General features: G+C 41.3%; 25 protein-coding genes. 6 read left to right on the plus strand and 19 right to left on the minus strand.

What is annotated here, in order from left to right; genetic code table 11:
* Positions 1–168: 168 nt before the first annotated feature.
* Positions 169–615, minus strand: a complete 447-nt coding sequence (locus V9W66_RS01380; RefSeq protein WP_144094632.1) for a DUF4231 domain-containing protein — start codon at positions 613–615, stop codon at positions 169–171.
* 297 nt (positions 616–912) lie between these two features.
* On the opposite strand from V9W66_RS01380, the gene V9W66_RS01385 reads away from it, so the two are divergent.
* The 6 genes from V9W66_RS01385 to V9W66_RS01410 all read left to right on the plus strand — a co-directional run bounded on the left by V9W66_RS01385 (position 913) and on the right by V9W66_RS01410 (position 4738).
* Positions 913–1407, plus strand: a complete 495-nt coding sequence (locus V9W66_RS01385) for a helix-turn-helix domain-containing protein (protein WP_089984792.1) — start codon at positions 913–915, stop codon at positions 1405–1407.
* 27 nt (positions 1408–1434) lie between these two features.
* The gene (locus tag V9W66_RS01390; protein ID WP_158575712.1) at positions 1435–2100 is read left to right on the plus strand and encodes an ImmA/IrrE family metallo-endopeptidase; all 666 of its coding nucleotides are present in this window, start codon (positions 1435–1437) and stop codon (positions 2098–2100) included.
* Positions 2101–2118: 18 nt separating this feature from the next.
* On the plus strand, positions 2119–2391 hold the full coding sequence (locus tag V9W66_RS01395) for a hypothetical protein (protein ID WP_144094636.1): 273 nt from the start codon (positions 2119–2121) through the stop codon (positions 2389–2391).
* A gap of 44 nt (positions 2392–2435) precedes the next feature.
* Positions 2436–3908 (plus strand): DinB/UmuC family translesion DNA polymerase, encoded by a 1473-nt coding sequence (locus V9W66_RS01400; protein WP_144094638.1) that lies wholly within the window; start codon positions 2436–2438, stop codon positions 3906–3908.
* 11 nt (positions 3909–3919) lie between these two features.
* Positions 3920–4372, plus strand: a complete 453-nt coding sequence (locus tag V9W66_RS01405; protein WP_144094640.1) for a YolD-like family protein — start codon at positions 3920–3922, stop codon at positions 4370–4372.
* 174 nt (positions 4373–4546) lie between these two features.
* A complete protein-coding gene (locus tag V9W66_RS01410) occupies positions 4547–4738 on the plus strand; it encodes a DUF6219 family protein (protein WP_055247149.1) in 192 nt (63 codons plus the stop codon).
* Between the two features lie 65 nt (positions 4739–4803).
* On the opposite strand, the gene V9W66_RS01415 is transcribed toward V9W66_RS01410, so the two are convergent.
* From V9W66_RS01415 to V9W66_RS01500, 18 genes are all read right to left on the minus strand, one after another.
* Positions 4804–5127: a hypothetical protein gene (locus V9W66_RS01415; protein WP_144094642.1), complete on the minus strand. Its 324-nt coding sequence runs from the start codon at positions 5125–5127 to the stop codon at positions 4804–4806.
* A gap of 111 nt (positions 5128–5238) precedes the next feature.
* Positions 5239–6024, minus strand: a complete 786-nt coding sequence (locus V9W66_RS01420) for a hypothetical protein (RefSeq protein WP_243121783.1) — start codon at positions 6022–6024, stop codon at positions 5239–5241.
* A gap of 2 nt (positions 6025–6026) precedes the next feature.
* Positions 6027–6410 carry an SMU1112c/YaeR family gloxylase I-like metalloprotein gene (gene gloA2 / locus V9W66_RS01425; RefSeq protein WP_144094644.1) on the minus strand — a complete coding sequence of 128 codons (384 nt, stop codon included), beginning with the start codon at positions 6408–6410 and terminating at the stop codon, positions 6027–6029.
* Between the two features lie 120 nt (positions 6411–6530).
* Positions 6531–6923, minus strand: a complete 393-nt coding sequence (locus tag V9W66_RS01430) for a pyridoxamine 5'-phosphate oxidase family protein (protein WP_118567312.1) — start codon at positions 6921–6923, stop codon at positions 6531–6533.
* A 51-nt stretch (positions 6924–6974) separates the two neighbouring features.
* Positions 6975–7304 (minus strand): hypothetical protein, encoded by a 330-nt coding sequence (locus tag V9W66_RS01435; RefSeq protein WP_144094646.1) that lies wholly within the window; start codon positions 7302–7304, stop codon positions 6975–6977.
* 69 nt (positions 7305–7373) lie between these two features.
* The gene (locus tag V9W66_RS01440) at positions 7374–8129 is read right to left on the minus strand and encodes a hypothetical protein (protein WP_144094648.1); all 756 of its coding nucleotides are present in this window, start codon (positions 8127–8129) and stop codon (positions 7374–7376) included.
* Entirely contained in the window at positions 8129–8308 is a 180-nt protein-coding gene (locus tag V9W66_RS01445) for a hypothetical protein (protein ID WP_144094650.1), read from the minus strand. Before V9W66_RS01445 ends, V9W66_RS01440 begins: the two co-directional genes overlap by 1 nt.
* Positions 8305–8538 (minus strand): hypothetical protein, encoded by a 234-nt coding sequence (locus V9W66_RS01450; protein WP_144094652.1) that lies wholly within the window; start codon positions 8536–8538, stop codon positions 8305–8307. The genes V9W66_RS01445 and V9W66_RS01450 overlap by 4 nt, the downstream gene beginning before the upstream one ends.
* A 98-nt stretch (positions 8539–8636) precedes the next feature.
* The gene (locus V9W66_RS01455; protein ID WP_144094654.1) at positions 8637–9248 is read right to left on the minus strand and encodes a VanZ family protein; all 612 of its coding nucleotides are present in this window, start codon (positions 9246–9248) and stop codon (positions 8637–8639) included.
* 6 nt (positions 9249–9254) lie between these two features.
* Entirely contained in the window at positions 9255–10157 is a 903-nt protein-coding gene (locus tag V9W66_RS01460) for a sugar phosphate nucleotidyltransferase (RefSeq protein WP_144094656.1), read from the minus strand.
* A gap of 60 nt (positions 10158–10217) precedes the next feature.
* On the minus strand, positions 10218–11549 hold the full coding sequence (gene gmhB, locus V9W66_RS01465; protein ID WP_144094658.1) for a D-glycero-beta-D-manno-heptose 1,7-bisphosphate 7-phosphatase: 1332 nt from the start codon (positions 11547–11549) through the stop codon (positions 10218–10220).
* Between the two features lie 11 nt (positions 11550–11560).
* On the minus strand, positions 11561–13006 hold the full coding sequence (locus tag V9W66_RS01470; RefSeq protein ID WP_144094660.1) for a lipopolysaccharide biosynthesis protein: 1446 nt from the start codon (positions 13004–13006) through the stop codon (positions 11561–11563).
* 29 nt (positions 13007–13035) lie between these two features.
* The gene (locus V9W66_RS01475; protein ID WP_144094662.1) at positions 13036–13278 is read right to left on the minus strand and encodes an acyltransferase; all 243 of its coding nucleotides are present in this window, start codon (positions 13276–13278) and stop codon (positions 13036–13038) included.
* A gap of 38 nt (positions 13279–13316) precedes the next feature.
* Positions 13317–13583 carry a hypothetical protein gene (locus tag V9W66_RS01480; RefSeq protein ID WP_144094664.1) on the minus strand — a complete coding sequence of 89 codons (267 nt, stop codon included), beginning with the start codon at positions 13581–13583 and terminating at the stop codon, positions 13317–13319.
* A 1-nt stretch (position 13584) separates the two neighbouring features.
* Positions 13585–14304, minus strand: a complete 720-nt coding sequence (locus V9W66_RS01485) for a glycosyltransferase family 2 protein (protein WP_144094666.1) — start codon at positions 14302–14304, stop codon at positions 13585–13587.
* Between the two features lie 14 nt (positions 14305–14318).
* Entirely contained in the window at positions 14319–14717 is a 399-nt protein-coding gene (locus V9W66_RS01490; RefSeq protein WP_330575392.1) for a hypothetical protein, read from the minus strand.
* Positions 14714–16363: a capsular biosynthesis protein gene (locus tag V9W66_RS01495; RefSeq protein WP_144100311.1), complete on the minus strand. Its 1650-nt coding sequence runs from the start codon at positions 16361–16363 to the stop codon at positions 14714–14716. The genes V9W66_RS01490 and V9W66_RS01495 overlap by 4 nt, the downstream gene beginning before the upstream one ends.
* A 12-nt stretch (positions 16364–16375) precedes the next feature.
* The gene (locus V9W66_RS01500) at positions 16376–17476 is read right to left on the minus strand and encodes a WavE lipopolysaccharide synthesis family protein (RefSeq protein ID WP_144094671.1); all 1101 of its coding nucleotides are present in this window, start codon (positions 17474–17476) and stop codon (positions 16376–16378) included.
* Positions 17477–17488 lie beyond the last annotated feature (12 nt).

Genomic DNA, 17488 nt, shown 5'->3' on the forward strand with positions numbered 1-17488 from the left:
TTATTTTTTCTTTATGGAGTCTGACCCCAATGCCCTGATCACCCCAATGCCCTTTGACCACAATATGAAATACACTCCAGTGGTTATTTGTCTTCTGATGCTTCTTCCTGATTCACTGTCTCCTTATCTTGAACTATTCTTCCAAATTCTACCAAAAAATCATATGTATTAGACCATTTTGTATATTCTGTTTTTTTTTAATTTCTCAATCTTATTACTCAAACTTTTTAAATCATCATCACTAAAATTTTCCCAATATAAAGCCAAAATACTCTTGAGGTTCTCTATTGCATCACGATAAATTTTCCATTTTTCCAAACATCTGGTAAGTGCAAGATATAAGCTTGAAAAAGAACTTATTACTGAACACATCATTGTAACTAATTTTATATTGTATTGATTTCCATCAAACGCATTAAAAACCATCACAATTAATGGTGCTATGATAGAAATAAAACTAAACATATAAAATTTAAATTTATTTTTACAAGCATATTCTATATACCATTCACCCATGCTTTTAATACGATGCTTTAAAATCTTATCTGAAATATTAGCATATAATGGTTCAAAATTTAGCTTTTCATTTTTTATTTCCTTCCAATATCTTAGCACTCTATCCCATCCTTTATATTATATATACAAAATTATTTTAAACAAATTTTAATAGAGTCTGCCCCAGCATTTGTTTAACAAAGTATCTCATTTATCTGTTACCTAAATCTCTATGTTGTTCTTTAACATTACTACTATTGTACTACTTTTTATCTCCAATTTCACTTTTCTTCTATCGACAAAGTTCGACATAATAAATTGTGTTTTCTATAATTACTTTGCTATTTTTTTACTGGTATCTTTCGATGTTTATATTTTTTCTTTATGGGGTCTGACCCCGGAGTATGGAGGCATGACATGAAAAAAGATACGAACTTACTAGACACTCAGGATGTCCGGGCTGAAGCAGCCACTGCACTTACACCGAATGCGACCAACGGCGAAAAAATCAAAGCTCTGCGAACCGCACAAGGTATGAGCATGGCCGAACTCTCCAGACGAGCATCCATGTCTGATCGTGCCATCCGCTATATCGAAGCCGGCGAGCGCGAACCAAGCGTGGACGCAATCCAGAAGATTGCCGCTGCTCTTGGTGTCACGACCGACTACTTTATGGACGATGCCACCTTCCAGAAGGAACTCAGCGATGATCAATTCTACGCTGATGTCCGTAAGAAGTATGGCTCCCGCGGTGTAGCGCAGGCAAAGAAAATAAAAGAACAGACCTCTGCCCTTTTTGCTGGCGGCGAGCTGTCCGAAGAAGATCAGGCTAATTTCATTAAGGAAATGGAAGCCCTCTTCCTTGACGCAAAAGAAGAGGCAAAAAAGTTTACTCCTAAAAAATATCTGTAATTGAATTGCAGAGGAAAGGAGTCGCCGTTGGACAACTTTGCTATTACTGCCGCCGACGCTGTAAGCCGCCGATACAAGAGCAATGATCCGGAAGCTATCATTGCCCAGCGCGCCATTAAGATTAAAGACATCCGGTTCTGCGAAGAGCTCCTTGGGTTTTACACGGTTCTTCTAAATTGCGAATACATCGGTATCAATCCAAACTGCTCAAAGCAACAACGCAGATCCGCACTGGCTCACGAACTTGGGCACGCCATCTTCGACCGGAAACATGCGGCATCCGGTCAGGCTTTCCAGGATACATATTTTTATAGTCTCAGCAATGCAAAAGCAGAGCGCAGGGCGAATACGTTTGCTGCTGAACTGCTGTTGTCAGATGATGATGTACTAAAACCAATCGGCTTCTATGAATTTAATGCCGACAGACTTCAGATGGAGGCTTCTCTGCCACCCCACTGCTCCAGCACATACCGTGCCTTGAAATATCACGAGCTTCTGCAGGACTTTCAATACACGCATACAGGATTCGCCACCCTTGAGGAGATCGCACAGGTGGCTGGAATCGAAAAAAACTTTGTTGATTTTAAACTGAACATTCTTACCGCAAAAGGGTACCAGCTTCCTGCTGTGCCGGAGCTTAAGAGCAACTTTCTGAAAGATTCCATGAAGAATTGCTCTAAAAGCTACGATTAAACATGGAGGTGACTGCTTATGACAAAAGAACGAGTCTATGTAAAGGTATCCTCCGACTTTGATTCTACAGGCTATATGCAGCCGACATCGATCACATGGTCGGATGGACGTACCTTCCCAATCGAAACAGTGCGCGACTTCCGTCCTGCCGGGACTGCCGATAACGGTTACTCCGGTGACTGCTTTACTGTGCTCATCCAAGGGCAGGAAAAGCAGCTGTTCTTTGAACACCTCAACTCACGCTTCAACGGACGATTAGGCCGATGGTTTGTCGAGAGAACCGGACATTAAAAGCATTATTATGAGAACACAGTCAGAAAGGAGGAAATTGCACGATGCAACGCACATATCTTGCGATAGATCTTAAAAGCTATTATGCGAGTGCAGAATGCGCCGCTCGACACCTCGACCCGCTTACTACAAATCTGGTCGTAGCAGATTCCTCCCGCACTGAGAAAACTATCTGTCTCGCTGTGTCTCCTTCCTTGAAAACCTATGGCATTCCGGGTCGCGCCAGACTGTTTGAAGTCGTGCAGAAGGTCAAGGAGGTCAATGCGAATCGGTTAAGGGAAGCGGTACGATTAAGAAAAGCTGTGTATAAGGACGGTAAACCATCCTTCTCCTCTGCCTCCTATGATTCCTTATCCCTTGCCGCCGACCCGTCACTCGAACTCTCTTACCTTGTTGCACCGCCTCGGATGGCGTATTATGAAAAGGTGTCGCGGCAGATTTACGGCATCTATCTGAAATACATCGCGCCAGAGGACATCGTGGTATATTCCATTGACGAGGTATTTATCGATGCCACCTCGTACCTGTCCCACTATAATATGACAGCACACGACCTTGCCATGACAATGATCCGGGAAGTGCTTTATACGACCGGCATCACTGCCACCGCCGGGATTGGTACCAATCTATATCTGGCGAAGCTGGCAATGGACATCACTGCCAAACATGCTGCGCCTGACAAGGACGGAGTCCGCATCGCTAAACTGGATGAAGAGAGCTTTCGCTATCTTCTCTGGGATCACAAGCCTCTCACAGACTTCTGGATGACTGGCCCCGGTACCGTCAAGCGACTAGAGAAGCATGGCATCCATACAATGGGCGAGCTGGCCTATTTCAGCACCGTCAATCAGGATATCTTATATAAGGAATTCGGTGTTGACGCCGAACTGCTGATTGATCATGCTTGGGGGCTGGAACCCTGCGGTATGAAAGAAATCAAAGCCTACAAACCCAGCACCAACAGTATCTCCGAGGGACAGGTTCTCTCCTGCCCTTACCCATATGACAAAGCCAGAATCATTGTCATGGAGATGGCTGACAGCTTAGTATTACAGTTGACGGACAAAGGTCTGGTTACGGACAGCCTGACACTGGATGTGGGCTATGACCGTGAAAACTGTGACAGCGGCAAGTACAGAGGTCCGGTACACATTGACCACTACGGCCGCACTGTTCCGAAAGGTGCTCATGGCAGCACAAAACTGGATAATCCAACCAACCTCGGAAGCATCCTGATCTCTGCCACGACTGAGCTGTTCGAGAGCATAGCTGATAAAACACTGACGGTAAGAAGAATCACAATCGCAGCCAACCGTGTGGTTAAAGACGAAGGCTTCTTCCAAGTCGATCTGTTCACGGACACAACCAAGCTGGAAAAAGAGAAAAAGCTGCAGAATGCGATGCTGGGACTCAAGAAGAAGTTCGGCAAGAACGCCATTCTGAAAGGAACCAACTATCTGGATGGCGCAACGATGAGAGATAGAAATCAGCAGATAGGCGGCCACAAGGCCAAGTAAGGAGGGAGAACATGGACTACAAGAACACACCGGAAGGCAGATCCGTCCAAAGTAAGTATTGCAAAATACTCCATGCTTCCCGCCCAGAACCGCCACATAATTATCCCCGGATGCCGATGTCCAATCGTGCTAAAATCTTCTCTCCGTTTGCCGCCTTGCGAGGCTATGAGGATGAGATTGCTTCTGAAGGCAGAGATCATCTCAAAGGAAACAGAATCGAGCTGTCTGAAGAAGGCAAGCAAGCTCTGAACCAAACGATCAGCCAGCTTTGGAAAGGTCAAGAGATCACAATAAAATATTTCACGGACGGCTACTATGAGAATGTAGCCGGAGTATTGGATGCTGTGGATGTGATAAACAAAGAACTACGAATTTACACAGGATTTATAAATGATACCGGAAAAGAGCTGCCGACCATTATTGCATTCGAGGATATATTAGAGATTGGGGTGAATATGACTTGAACTACTACTTTTGCGATTCCTGCCGCTACTGCTTCTCTGCTGAGAAACTGCCGGATCGATGCCCCGACTGCGGAGCGATAGCACACGATAATAAAAAGGCAGTACGGCCGGCGAGTAAAACGGAAATCGAGGAATTGCTCAAAATACAGAAAGAAGATAAGGAGGACACATAAAATGAAAGCACATAAATATTGGTCACTTGGCGCACTTGCCTGCATGGCAGGATGCTTCTACACGGGCTGCAAAAAGCTGATGCAAGCTCACAAGTATTTCGCTTGCGGCTCTCTGGTCTGCATGGGTATGGCAATCTACTCCGGTCACAAAATTGCACCGAAGAAGAAAAAAGCTGAAAAGCCTGAAAAATAAGAACACACGCCCTCGCCGTAACAAGCGAGGGCTTTTTTGAACTTCGGGAGATCATTTTATTTCCGTCACAAACTATATACTTCCATCATGAGTCGTATTCCGACTTTCAGACCTTCCTCAAAAGCGGTCTTCTCCCATGTGCAGCACACCGTCCCCTGCCGGTCCATAATCTTTTCCCAGAGTGGGATCTTATCGCCGACATAGTCATCTACGAGCTTATCCATTCCTTCCAAGCCACGCAGCCACTCTTCAAGTTCCTTTTCCTTGGCCTTTGCTGCTTTCCCGGCAACTGTGTTTTTCTCTACTGGGTTGTTCTCCGTGTAATGCTCGTAGATCAGATCCAGCAGATTCTCCACTGGCGGGTAATACTCCGGCTCTGTTTTCTTCAAATACTCCTCCAGCATTTCCTTCAATTTTTCTATAATGCTACCATCCTTCCCAACTGAGATTCACATCCTCAGTTACGGCACATCTTACCGTAGACTTTTGCACATAGCAACCTATTTTTTGCGGTCTTTCGGATGCCCCATCTTCTCCTTCACTTCATCCGGCACATCGATCAATCCGAACCGATAGAACATTCCGTAGATGTAAGTCACTCCCCGGATATCGCCCAGAGCTTTCGGGCGGTCTACCACTTCTCCTTTAATATTCTTCAGCGCCAGCAGCACTGAACTCCACGCTAGACTTTTACTCTTCTCCCGGCGGTCGATCCACAGCTCTTTTGTGTACTCGCCATTCCTACCTTTTTGAATTTCGTAAGAGAATGGTAAGCCAGAGTAGGTTTTGAATTTCACACCAGCATAAGCCAGAACCACTCCCCAGAAGTTCTCTTCTGTCGGATTAGTCCTCCACCGCTTCATTGCTCTGTATCTCCGCTGCCGCTCTGCTCCAACACTGATCTTCTCTTTTTCTGCTGTATTTGGGAAGTATACGCCTTTTTTATAAGGCAGGTACGAGGTAACGGAGGCTTTGGAGAGTTGAAGATCATTTGCGGTTGAGAGGATGGCGGTTTTGTAGTCTTGTGTTTCACTGTATTCTTGAAAGGTAGCTTGCACCTTCTCCGCCACTTCAGATTCATACACATCGGCCGTGATGAGCAGCTTCCGTACTTTGATTGGATTTAATCCCAGTTCTTCGCCGATGGCCTGCAAGGACATCTTAGAATCATAAAGCGCCACAGCACTTTCCATCTGCTCTTTCAGATTCTTCCCAGCATCATATTCCGGCTTCAGCTTCTTCCGGCCGCCGCCGGGCTTGCGCACTTTATTTCTTTTCTCTTCCATCTTTATTCATGCAACTCCAATGGCAAACCATCCGGGTCGTGGAAGAAAGTCATCTTCTTGCCGGTGTAATCATCCACGCGGATTGGCTCGCATTCAATCCCGACCTCTGCCAGCTCATTCACCGCCTGTTCCACGCTATCAACGCAGAACGCAAGGTGACGTAGGCCACAGGCCTCCGGGCGGTTCACACGCTTCGGCGGGTTTTCTTCTGCAAAAATCTCCAGCTCTGTGTGTTCGTTAACACGAAGATCCAGCTTCCAGTCCTTGCGCTCCGGGCGGTAGTTTTCTCTGATGACAGAGAATCCCAACTTGTTCACATAGAAATCTTTTGCGGCTTCGTAGTCAGATACGATGATTGCGATGTGGTGTATTTTAGATAAGTTCATTTTCTCACGCTCCATTTCTTTAAATTTTGTTCTTCTTTTATTTTCGTTATAAACTATACAGAGGCCTTCAAAAAATACCGTATGAACTCCTGAAGTTCAGTTTGTCCACACGGCATATCATCAAAACTTGATCACTTTCGGCTCATGGGTGAAAGAACTAATGGTAGCCACACCATTCTTGAAGTAGAACACCTCAGTGTTGCCATCATCTGCGGCATACATCTTCTTCAAACTCGGATAGGCATCCAGCATAGATTCTCTCGCCTCAATCCGGTCATCCTCTACCAGTTCACCGGCAACACGAATCCACTCGCCACCCTTGAATGCACACAGCTCTGCTTTCGGATTAGCATGCAGCTGCTTGGAAACATCCTTCTTCTTGCCAGTCTGGATGTACAGCTTGCCTTCAAAAATATGTGCCGTGCCAAATGGGCGCACTCTCGGCTGGTCGCCTTCGACCGTTGCCAAGTAATATGTTTCAGCTTCTTTTAAGAACTTTACGATTTCTTCCATTTTATTCTTTCCTTTCCCACACGGTCGTGTGTGTTTTATAGTTTTATGGTTTTATTTCAGTTTTTCGAGAATCTCGTCCGCACTCATACCGCTGGCTAATAATCTCTTAACCACACTCTCGGCTTCAGCCTTCTTAGCTTCTTCAGCGGCCTTAGCATCTGCCTTTGCTTTCTTCGCTTCCAGGGATGCCACTTCTTTTTCGGCCTTCTTCAGAGCAGTCTTCTTCTCTTTCAGATCAGCCTTCAAAGTGTCAATGTTTGCGGTGATGGATGAAATCTCAGCAGTCAGGGAAGTGATAGATTCCTGCTTCTCCGCGATCTGAGATGCGTAGTCGGTATGGGTAGTTTTGGGACGGTTTTTGCTGCCTTTTGTTCTGGGCATAGGTGATAACCTCTTTCCTTTTATAGTTGTTTAAGTACAGCACTGTGTTGGGGTGAGGGCAATATACTATTATTGTTCACTATTATCTACCAATAGGGAAACCGCCTTATTGTAAACCTGTATTCCAATCTTACTTTCAACCAAACCGCATAAAACGCCAATTACAAGTGCAGGCTTGATATCTGTAAAAGCCTTGGAAATATCTACATTTCCAATTTTTACATCTATAAGACCAACATTCATTAATAGTGCAAAAATCAACGAAGCAACTGCAATATAAATCAGACGGATAACTGGCGTCATTTTGTCTTTTTCCAATGAAGCAAGATCCTCAAATTCTATTTCAAATTTTCTTGCACCAAATGAAACCCATGTTCCTGTTAAGGCACCAATTATAATACATAATACTGAAATACATCCTATCCATCTTGTAAAATAGAAACATATTCCTAGCACTATACTTGCTATTGCGCCAATAATTAAGGCATCTATCCCTAAATATTTCATATAGTGGTTCTTGATACGTTTTCCTTCTACAAGAACTATTTCATCTTTCAACTTCATTAATGCAAATTCTGCTGTTTCTGTCTGTGCCGGATTTGCCACAAGTCCAACCTGAGACAAGGAAAGTAGCTTATCAAAATACTTTTTCTTAGTTTGTTTATCCGTGTTTTCTAATGCTTTAATGATATTGCAGGCAGATTCTGCTTTTACATACAGTTCTTGTTGATCCTTTGGAATAACACTATCCATAGTTGAATTAACTTGGAAACTGATATCAAATTCCTCTTCTGCATTTTCACATACAAGAAAGTGTCCTTCCATTATAACGGTCTCCCACAGGTTTTACACATATCTCCCGACATCTGTAAGGAAAATCCGATTGTATCAATTACTTTACTTAACGACTGAAGTTCCATCAATAAATGAAGTTCGTCCTCTGTTTTATTTTCTTTTTCTATTAGCTGAGCTTTTAGTTTTCTTAATTCTCTATAATCCATCATAGCTCCCTCCCACAAGTAGGGCACACTCTCGTTGACATTGAAAGGCTATGCTTCAGAAATACGGGTGTATTATCGAGAGCCTCAAGTTCAGCTTGGATTTTTTCTCGATCAATTCTTATATTTGATTCTCCTGCCTGGAGGTCATTTAAAAGTTTTTTCAACTCTGGCGATAACATATATTCATCTTCTTTCAATTTAACATAAAAATCTATCACATCTTCGCCGATCATAATAGATCGTTGCCTGCTGCTCACCACGGAGAGGTGTGTGATTCATTCGAGCAGCGTAGGGAGCTACCGCTCCCAGTATATCACAATTTCAGCCAGTTTTACAGACGCTTTCTTACCTTCATCACCGCACAATACATCAATCCGCCTAGCACTCCGCCGCCTGTGTTATAGAAAATGTCCGATAGTTGGAACGTACCCAAGCGAAGCAATAATTGCAGCATCTCAATACTTACAGAAAAGATAAATGCTATCTTACCGCTTTGCCACAGGATCTTCTTCCAGCTTCTGCCCACTTTCTCCTGAAATGTCCACATAACTACTGCTGAAAACGGCACCATCAGGATTACGTTCTCGATGCACTCGGTGGTCAATTGCTGTTCACCATTCACTGTCTCCCAGATGCCCCAACCGCCCATAACATCGGATAAAGGATTCATCCACAGCTGACGGTTTAACAGGGTTCGGAACAGAATAAGTGAGGTCACAAAGGCCAATAGAAACAGTTTCCGAAAAAATACACTCTCTTTGAATTTCTGATACCAGGTCACTATGGCACTCTTCCATCCTTTGCCCGCATGTATTGGCTCATACGCATACAGGTAGAAAAACATAGCTAGGAAGGAAAGCAGGAGTGAAAATCCAAATGGCTCATAGAGAGCAGTCAAGATGTTTGTGATGATCTTTCCAAGTAAATCAATCGTTTCTTTCATCGTTGTTTACAAATCACTGAACAGGTCGGCTTTATACACACCATTCTCCAGCATTTTCTTGAAGCTGTCCTTTACAGCTGCGACATCTTCGTGATAGGTCATGCCGTACCAGGTATCGTTGGTCTTCAGAACCTTTACGTTCATCTTTCCCTGCTCCAGCAGTTCACCGATGAAGATAGGAATCAGATACTCAGCTTTCAGAGGATTACCCGGCACTTCTTTCTTGAAGAACTCTTTGAAACCTTTCTCTAACACATCCAAGAAATCCGGAGTCAAACCCCACATGTTCATGGAAACCAGAGAATTTACATCCACAGCCACGCCGTCTGCTTCTGCTCCAGTTGCGGTCTTTACAATGTTCTTGGTTTCCACAACCTCAGTCAAATTGTTCTGATCATCCATCTTGCAGATGCCACGAGTCACGCCACCGTTATCAGACAGCGTATTCTTCAGCACAAAGCCTGCCATGCAGGACTTGCCACCATTCACCAGATATTCATGTACGGCTTTGAAACCTTCCTTGCCGTAGTAATCGTCTGCATTGATGACGATAAACGGAGTCTTGATGACCTTCTTCGCTGCAAGCACAGCCTGACCGGTTCCCCACGGCTTTGTCCGGCCTTCTGGCAAAGCTCCCGGGATATCATTGATATCTTGGAAAGCATAGTCAACAGTTACATTATGAGAAGAGCAAATGGAGGCAATGCGATCACCGATGACCTCTTTAAACTCCTTCTCGATATCCTTACGGATGATAAATACTACATGGTTGAAGCCAGCTTCAATCGCATCATGGATTGAGTAGTCCATAATGATATGTCCAGCATCATCCACCGGCTCCAACTGCTTAATTCCTGTTCCGAAACGGCTGCCGATTCCGGCTGCCATGATAAGTAATGTTGTTTTCATAACTCTCTCCTATATGTACTCGCAATTTAATTAAACCCCAAAAATCATTCTAGGCTATCTTCACTGCAAATACTTGTCTACGAACTCTAGTACAGAAGACAGTGTGTCAGCTTGTCCAAAATCTTCGTTCTTAGCATCTGTTCCGGCTCCATTAACCAGAATTGCTTTGCATCCGGCCGCTAATCCAGCTTTGATATCGTTCTCACCATCACCAATCATATAGCTCTGGCTCAAATCGATATTATAATCATCCGCCGCCTTTAGCAACATTCCCGGCTTCGGTTTACGACAATCGCATTCAATCTTCAATTCTGGTACTTCACCTTCATATCCCTTGTGTGGATGATGAGGGCAATAATAGATTGCATCAAGGTAAGCTCCCTGCAAGCCGAGTTCTGTTTCCATCTTATTATGGATCTCTTCCAGTTCTTGGAACGTCACCTCTCCTCTAGCAATAACAGGCTGATTTGTGACTACAATTGCAAGATGACCGGACGCATTGATTTTCTTGATTGCCTCTGCCACGCCATCAATCAACTCAAAGTCATTAATGTTTCTAAGGAACCCAACATATTTGTTGATCGTACCATCCCTATCGAGGAACACAGCTTTCTGCTTGTTTGATAGATTTTTAGCCGATACTCTTCCTGCTTTGAAATCCTCTTCTACCTGATGGAAGCGCTCTGGCGTTCCCATATCCTTTACATACTCTGGAGAATCATAGCAGAACATCTTGCCAGATCCAGCCAGCGGTTTCAGAAGCTGACGATCCAGATCAACTTTTACGGTCTTCCCTGTCGTCTTGTCCACAGTGCCAATTTTATCTGTATCAATTGCCACCATATCAAGGACTTTAGGATCAATCACATGCAGTCCCGCATTGACTCTATTTTTATAATATGTCGGGCAAACATCTTCCTTTGCCAACCAAGATCGAACCGACATATCCTTTTCCGCTATGATGAGTCCACTATCGTAAGGATGGTTATTAGGATGAGTGAACAGCGTCACTAATCCGCCATGTTCCTGATGAAATCTGACCATTCGGTTAAAATCAACATCAAAAACGGCATCTGCATTCAAAAGCAGGAACGGTTCATCTCCTAATTGCTCTCGCAGCTTAAAAAGTGCGCCGGCGTTTCCAAGCGGCGTAACTTCGTTGTAGTACTGAATCGACACCCCAAGTTTAGAACCATCTCCAAAATGGTTCATGATTTTGTCTCCCATATGGGAAACTGTCATAATGATATCTTTAAATCCCTGATCTCTCAACGAGACAATCTCTCGTTCAAGAACTGGAACACCTTCGATTTGAATCAAAGGCTTCGGAATATTAGGAAACAATTCAGATATACGAGTTCCTCGCCCTCCGGCCATAATAACTATTTTCATTTTACTTCCTCTTACTTTCCAAGAACAGATTTTACCGCCTCAAAAACACGCTTTCTATTAATGATGAGTGCAATAAAGGCTACGATCAGAATAGTATACTTCAGCCATAGCAACTTGTTAATAAATGTAATTACAACCCCCGAACCCACTACACCTACTGAGATTGCAAGAAGTCCTTTGACATCGTATAGCTGCGTACCGTTTAAAATTTCTGTACACACCTTTTTGTAGAACAAATAATGAATAAAGCAAAATAATGCATAGCAAAAGAAAGTAGTATAAGCTGCTGCTTGATATCCACAAAGCTTTATGAAAATATAATTCAAAATCAAATTAAGCAAAGCGCACAAGATTGATGGAATAACGACCGTTAATTTTCTTTCATAGTATTCCTGTACTCTTGCAAACAGTTGGAACATATAGTTAAAGTAAACGCCGATACAAATCGGAATAATCACATCAACGCTTTCAATATACTTCATTCCGCCAAATATCAATACAATCTCTCTGCTAAAGAGCATAATGACGGCCAGCATTGCAGCGACAAAAAATAGCACCTGATCCGCTCTCTTAGCCATAACTTTATATTCGCCAGATTTTAATTTCTGATATTGGTATGGTGCGAAAGTAGAGTTAATGGCATTTGTGATAAGGTTTATCAAACTTCCCGCTGAATACGCAATACTATATAGCGCCACATCACTTGGACCACATAAGTAGTTAATCATAATTTTATCGGAACTTTGTAAAACGAATTCCGACAGATAGTGTGGCATCAGTGGAATACAAAACCCTAATGAAAACAGCCAGATTCTCTTGTCATAGAATTTTTTTCCTTTTTTAAACACTGAATAATACAATGCGATTCCTATCAGTGCCATTACAATTGTATTTGAAAGAACTCTCGCTTCTGCCGTAGGACTAACAAAAACTACTGCAACAACTCCAAACAAGGTTGATCCAACTGTAGACAGCAGTGTAACCGCCACAAGTGTTTTATAATCATAGATATATCTTTTATACAATGACCAGCATTGAACAGCTGCCTGAAAAATAAAACTAGCAAAAAGACAGCAGACAAGTTGAGGTGATAATCCCAACCATTCTGCAACCAAATTTCTAAAACTAATTCCAATAACCAGCCATGTTAAAGACAACACCAACTCTAATCCACATACTGCTGATAACACCATCTCTTGGTTCTCGTATTTGACGTACAAGTTCATCATAGCTTTATAAAGACTAAGTGTAACAAGCATCATCAATACAGTTTCCCACGAAAGATATGTACTATATAAGCCATAATTTTCTGTTGAAAGCAACCGCGTAAATATAGGGGTCGCTATCATGCTAATACCACGCTGTAAGAAGCTACACACGGTAAACCAAAATGCTGCTTTAACAGGTTTGGACATTCCCAAATACTTATTTTTTATTGTTTCTACTGTGTGTTGCATCCACCCATCCTCATTTCTTCATTGTTATATTATAACTTTTTATAGAGACGTGCTGGTCTTCCAAAATAAATGGCATTATCTTCAAGATCAGTTGTTACAAGAGAACCTGTCCCAACAACTACACCTTTTCCAATAGTTACTCCAGGCATTATTATTGTATCTGCACCAATCCAAGAACCAGCACCAACTACAATACATTTTGTAATCCCTTGCGCCGCACGTCTATTTTCATCGCCAATTTCATGTGTTCCATTAATAAAATGAACATTCATTGCGATATTACAATTTTCACCGATTTCAATGTCGTCTCCTAAATCAAACCAGCAATTATAATTAATGAATGTCCCCCCCCAACGGACAATTTTCCTGGTCCAGGACCGAGAAAGATTCTTGGAGAAAGATAACAGTTTTTTCCAATTTTATTTCCAGCCAGCCGATACAAAATGGATCTAAGTTTAATCGGACACGCCACTCCAGCTGCAAGCCAATTTTGAAGAAGATCTGAACAAATAAGCTGTGATCCTCTTCTAGCTTCCTTTAATCGTCGCTTGATTCCTCTAATTACTTTTTCCAGCATCTTAGTTCTCCTGTAAAAAAACTTGCAATTCTTCTGGGGTTCCCAAAACATGAACCTTCTTTGCATCAACAATGCTAATCGTTACAGGCATGCCTTTTTCAATCATAAAATTGTAAAGAGGAGCAATATACTTCTCGTTTTTCTCTAAATGACTCTCATCTGCGTAATACTCCTCATAGAGTTCCTTATACAATTTAGCGGATGAGAAATAATAAGCACCCAATGTACAATTATCAGAGATACGCTTCTTTTCTCGTACTTCTACAACTTTTCCATCATCATTAAGTTTGGCAAAACTCCAGTGCTCACCTTCAGCATGGAAACAAGGAATATGCCCATCTCCTGAAATATCCTCATATTTCATTTCATTAGGTTCCACATAAGTATCAATATTATATACCATAATAGACGAATTCTCGTCGCAATATGGAATTGCCAGCATACAAGTCGTTGCCTGTCCATCTGTCATATGGTTCAATTCAACAATTTTCACATCATGAATTCCATATGTAGCACAATGCTTCTTAATAAATTCCTCTGCGTGATCCTCTGCTCTGACAACAAACACATATCTGTCAACGTTCTTATTATAGCCAACCAAGCTATCCATTGACCAGTCAAACAGTGTCTTACCTTTAGCTTCAATCATATACTTGGGGCAATTATATCCCGCTTTCCGAAAACGGCTTCCCAACCCCGCCATTGTAATTATAACATCCATTTAGAATCTTCCTCTCAATCTTTGCATTTAGATTTATTGCAGATATCATTCAACTCATCCACTGAACAATTTAGGAACTCGTCCGGACGAACTGTTCTGTCATCAACATAGAATCCTTTATGTCCTGGCCACGGTTTTCCATATAAGATTTCATCGTACGGAATGTTCCACTTGTCCAGCCATGCAGACAACACTTTCGCAGTATTTTTATTGATGAGGCCGATATTTCCATTGTAGGAATTCATATTTCGAGATGTAAATAAAACAATTCTAGCACCATTATCGTGGTAAAATCTCAATTTCTTCACCATTTCCTTGCATGGTACTAAGTCTTCATATTTTTCATCCTTTTTCTTTATTGGGCACAATGTTCCGTCTATATCAAAAACAAATGAATATTCTTCAAACATCATTCTTCTCCTTCAACCTGTATATTAACCACTCTATTTAGAATTTCCAATCCAGTTCCCAGCATAACCATTTGGTGTCTAATGCTCTCACCATGAAGCGGAATCATGCTTAGGAAAAGCAACGCTTCTATTAGTTCGACTTTTCTCAGATCATTTCCGATTTCTGCCGCAAACGTATCCAGGAACACTTTATACAAATTAAATTCTCTCTTACGATCTTGAATGCGATAATTAATGCAAGATGTCTCGATATTATAATCAAGATCGAATAAATCTTTTATTATAAAATCATATTTTCCATCTACACTATGGAACAATTTTGCGAGCTCATAGCGGAAATCACCGTAAATATCATATGTACCGAATTTACCACGCGGATCAATCACTTTAATAAAAGAGAAATTCGAGTCCACCATAATATTGGCGAAGCACAAATCCCCGTGAATAATATTAAAAGTATCCACATCATATAGCATCTCTGGTATTGTCGTTTCTAATGCTACAATGATTTTCTCCAAGGGCTGATATTTCTTTCCATTCACTGTTATCGGTGACTCGAAGAAAGCTAAAAATCGTTCATCTTTCTTCATCTTTTCAAAACGCTGCAAAGTTTTTGTCAGGTACATTTCTTCCAGTGCCTGGCGAATATTAGCGTCTTGGACTGTGTAACGTTTGAAATCATCACATACAAAACGAATTCGATTAAAAATGTCAATCCATTGCTGTAATGTCAAATCACCATAGAGGAACAATTCATGGACAGTATGATATGCATAATATTCCATAGAAACATATGGATTAACATACGATGTCGAATAATCAAAAATTCTAGGTCTGACATACTCAACGTCCGCCGGCAACTTTAAATACCATTTAATTTCACCGATAAACTTATCCTTATCATCGCTTGTCTTTTTTAGAATGCCACGATTTTTATCAATTGTAATATGATTGAATTCTCTAGCACGTACCTCAAGTTTTGAATTATAGTATTTATCCTCATGTCCAATGTCAAACCAGCTGTTCGTCAAAACTGGTCGCATAGGATGTATTTTACTATACTCTTGCAATGCATAATAAAAGGTACTTATCTTCAAAGAATCTTGTTTAAAAGCACTTTCCAAACATTTTCTAAAGCAGGTAGCATCAGTAAATTGAAATACTCCGACAAACAGTTTCTTCCTTACTTCTTCCTTTACAGGCTCTTTATCATAAATCCGTACAATCCTGCCATCTTTTTCATCAAAATATGTCCACGTGTCAGACATATAGTCCTCTTGGCAGAAAAAAGCATCGCCTTCGATTTCTGCAACATTATCTAGCACAATTGTATCAGCAAAGTTTATAATGACCGTATCCACAACATCTTTTAAGGCAAAATAAATAGTATGACCTAAGTCTCTTAGTTCCGGGAGAACCTTAATATTCACTTTCTCTCCAAGATAGTTTTTTAACCTTCTTTGTACCTTATCTGCCTTTTCAAAGCAAATGATATCCATTGAAGAGCAATGCTCTTTATATTCCTCATATAAATAATCAAATGTTATCTTCTGATTGACTGGATAAATGATACCGGGAAGCTTTCCAAGTTTCTGAAGTTCTTCAGGAACAATTTTAGCAGCCGGAATAATGACCTTTTTATCTGTCATCCCACTTCCTCCTTATAAAATAAATTCAGCATACTCTTCATACTTTTGATCGTATTTTAAGGTACCTTGATAAAGATTTAGCCATCGAATAAAGTCAAAATTGTAGCAACGAAAGGCATTTTCCTCCTCATTTAAATAATACGAGCCATTCTGAGTATTCTCCGAGTATCTACCCTCATACTTTGGCCAAAACAGACCTATTTCATCTTTATTAATCGTCACTAAATGATTTTTTATAAACTGCCAGTATGATTTCACCGTGCATTCATTATTTCCTCCCATGCGATGGATGTACTCACGCAAAAATTGAATTTCTGGTGCAATCATTTCTTCTGCAATTTTTCGTCTGGTTTTTCCGTTTCCATATTCTCCTTTTTGCCGCTTGTCTAGCGGTAAAGAAAAAAGTCCTTCTATATCTTCGATATACCCAAAATATAGAAAGTCTGCTAAGCAATATGGATAAAACAAATCTCCATATGGCATACACATAGTAACGATACGTCCCTTTTGCTTCTCAACAAAATCCTCATTATTTACAGGAAATGTCTTAACCAGATTTGTTAAGTAGTGCATTGCATCCGTATGATAAATTCTCTGGTCAGTGCGTGTTTTACAAACAAATTCTGCCCCCATTTCTTTTGCTTTTTTTACACCAGCTAAAGTATTCACGGTCTGATAGTTAATATTCAAATTTCCACAATTATCCGGCAAATCGCTCAGGACAACAACAACATTCTGTTGCTTAAGTTTTTCAATTGTATCTGAGTCACTGTCTTTCCATGTTGATACGATAATTATTGCTTGTGGATAACACCTTTTATAAAATTCTGCTGTTTCAAGCGTAAAGTCATTCTCAACCATCAATGGTCCCTGCATTACAATCGCTATTTTGTTATCTAGATTGCAGCTCAAGTGCGGTAAAATCGGAATATCTGTCATAGCTTTGGAGCGAAGACGGTATGTAACATAACAATCTGTATTGCTCTCCGCTGCAACACAGGCCGCCTTCATTTCTCTATTAACAAAGTTAGGATATTTTCTTTTGAAAATATTTATAACACTATATGGAATTTTTGCATGAAATTCCAGTGCCTTTAAAATTTTATGATTCACTTTTTTCCTCCA

Origin of the sequence: Blautia massiliensis (ex Durand et al. 2017), assembly GCF_051861785.1 — a bacterium.
Classification (GTDB): Bacteria; Bacillota; Clostridia; order Lachnospirales; family Lachnospiraceae; genus Blautia_A; species Blautia_A luti_A.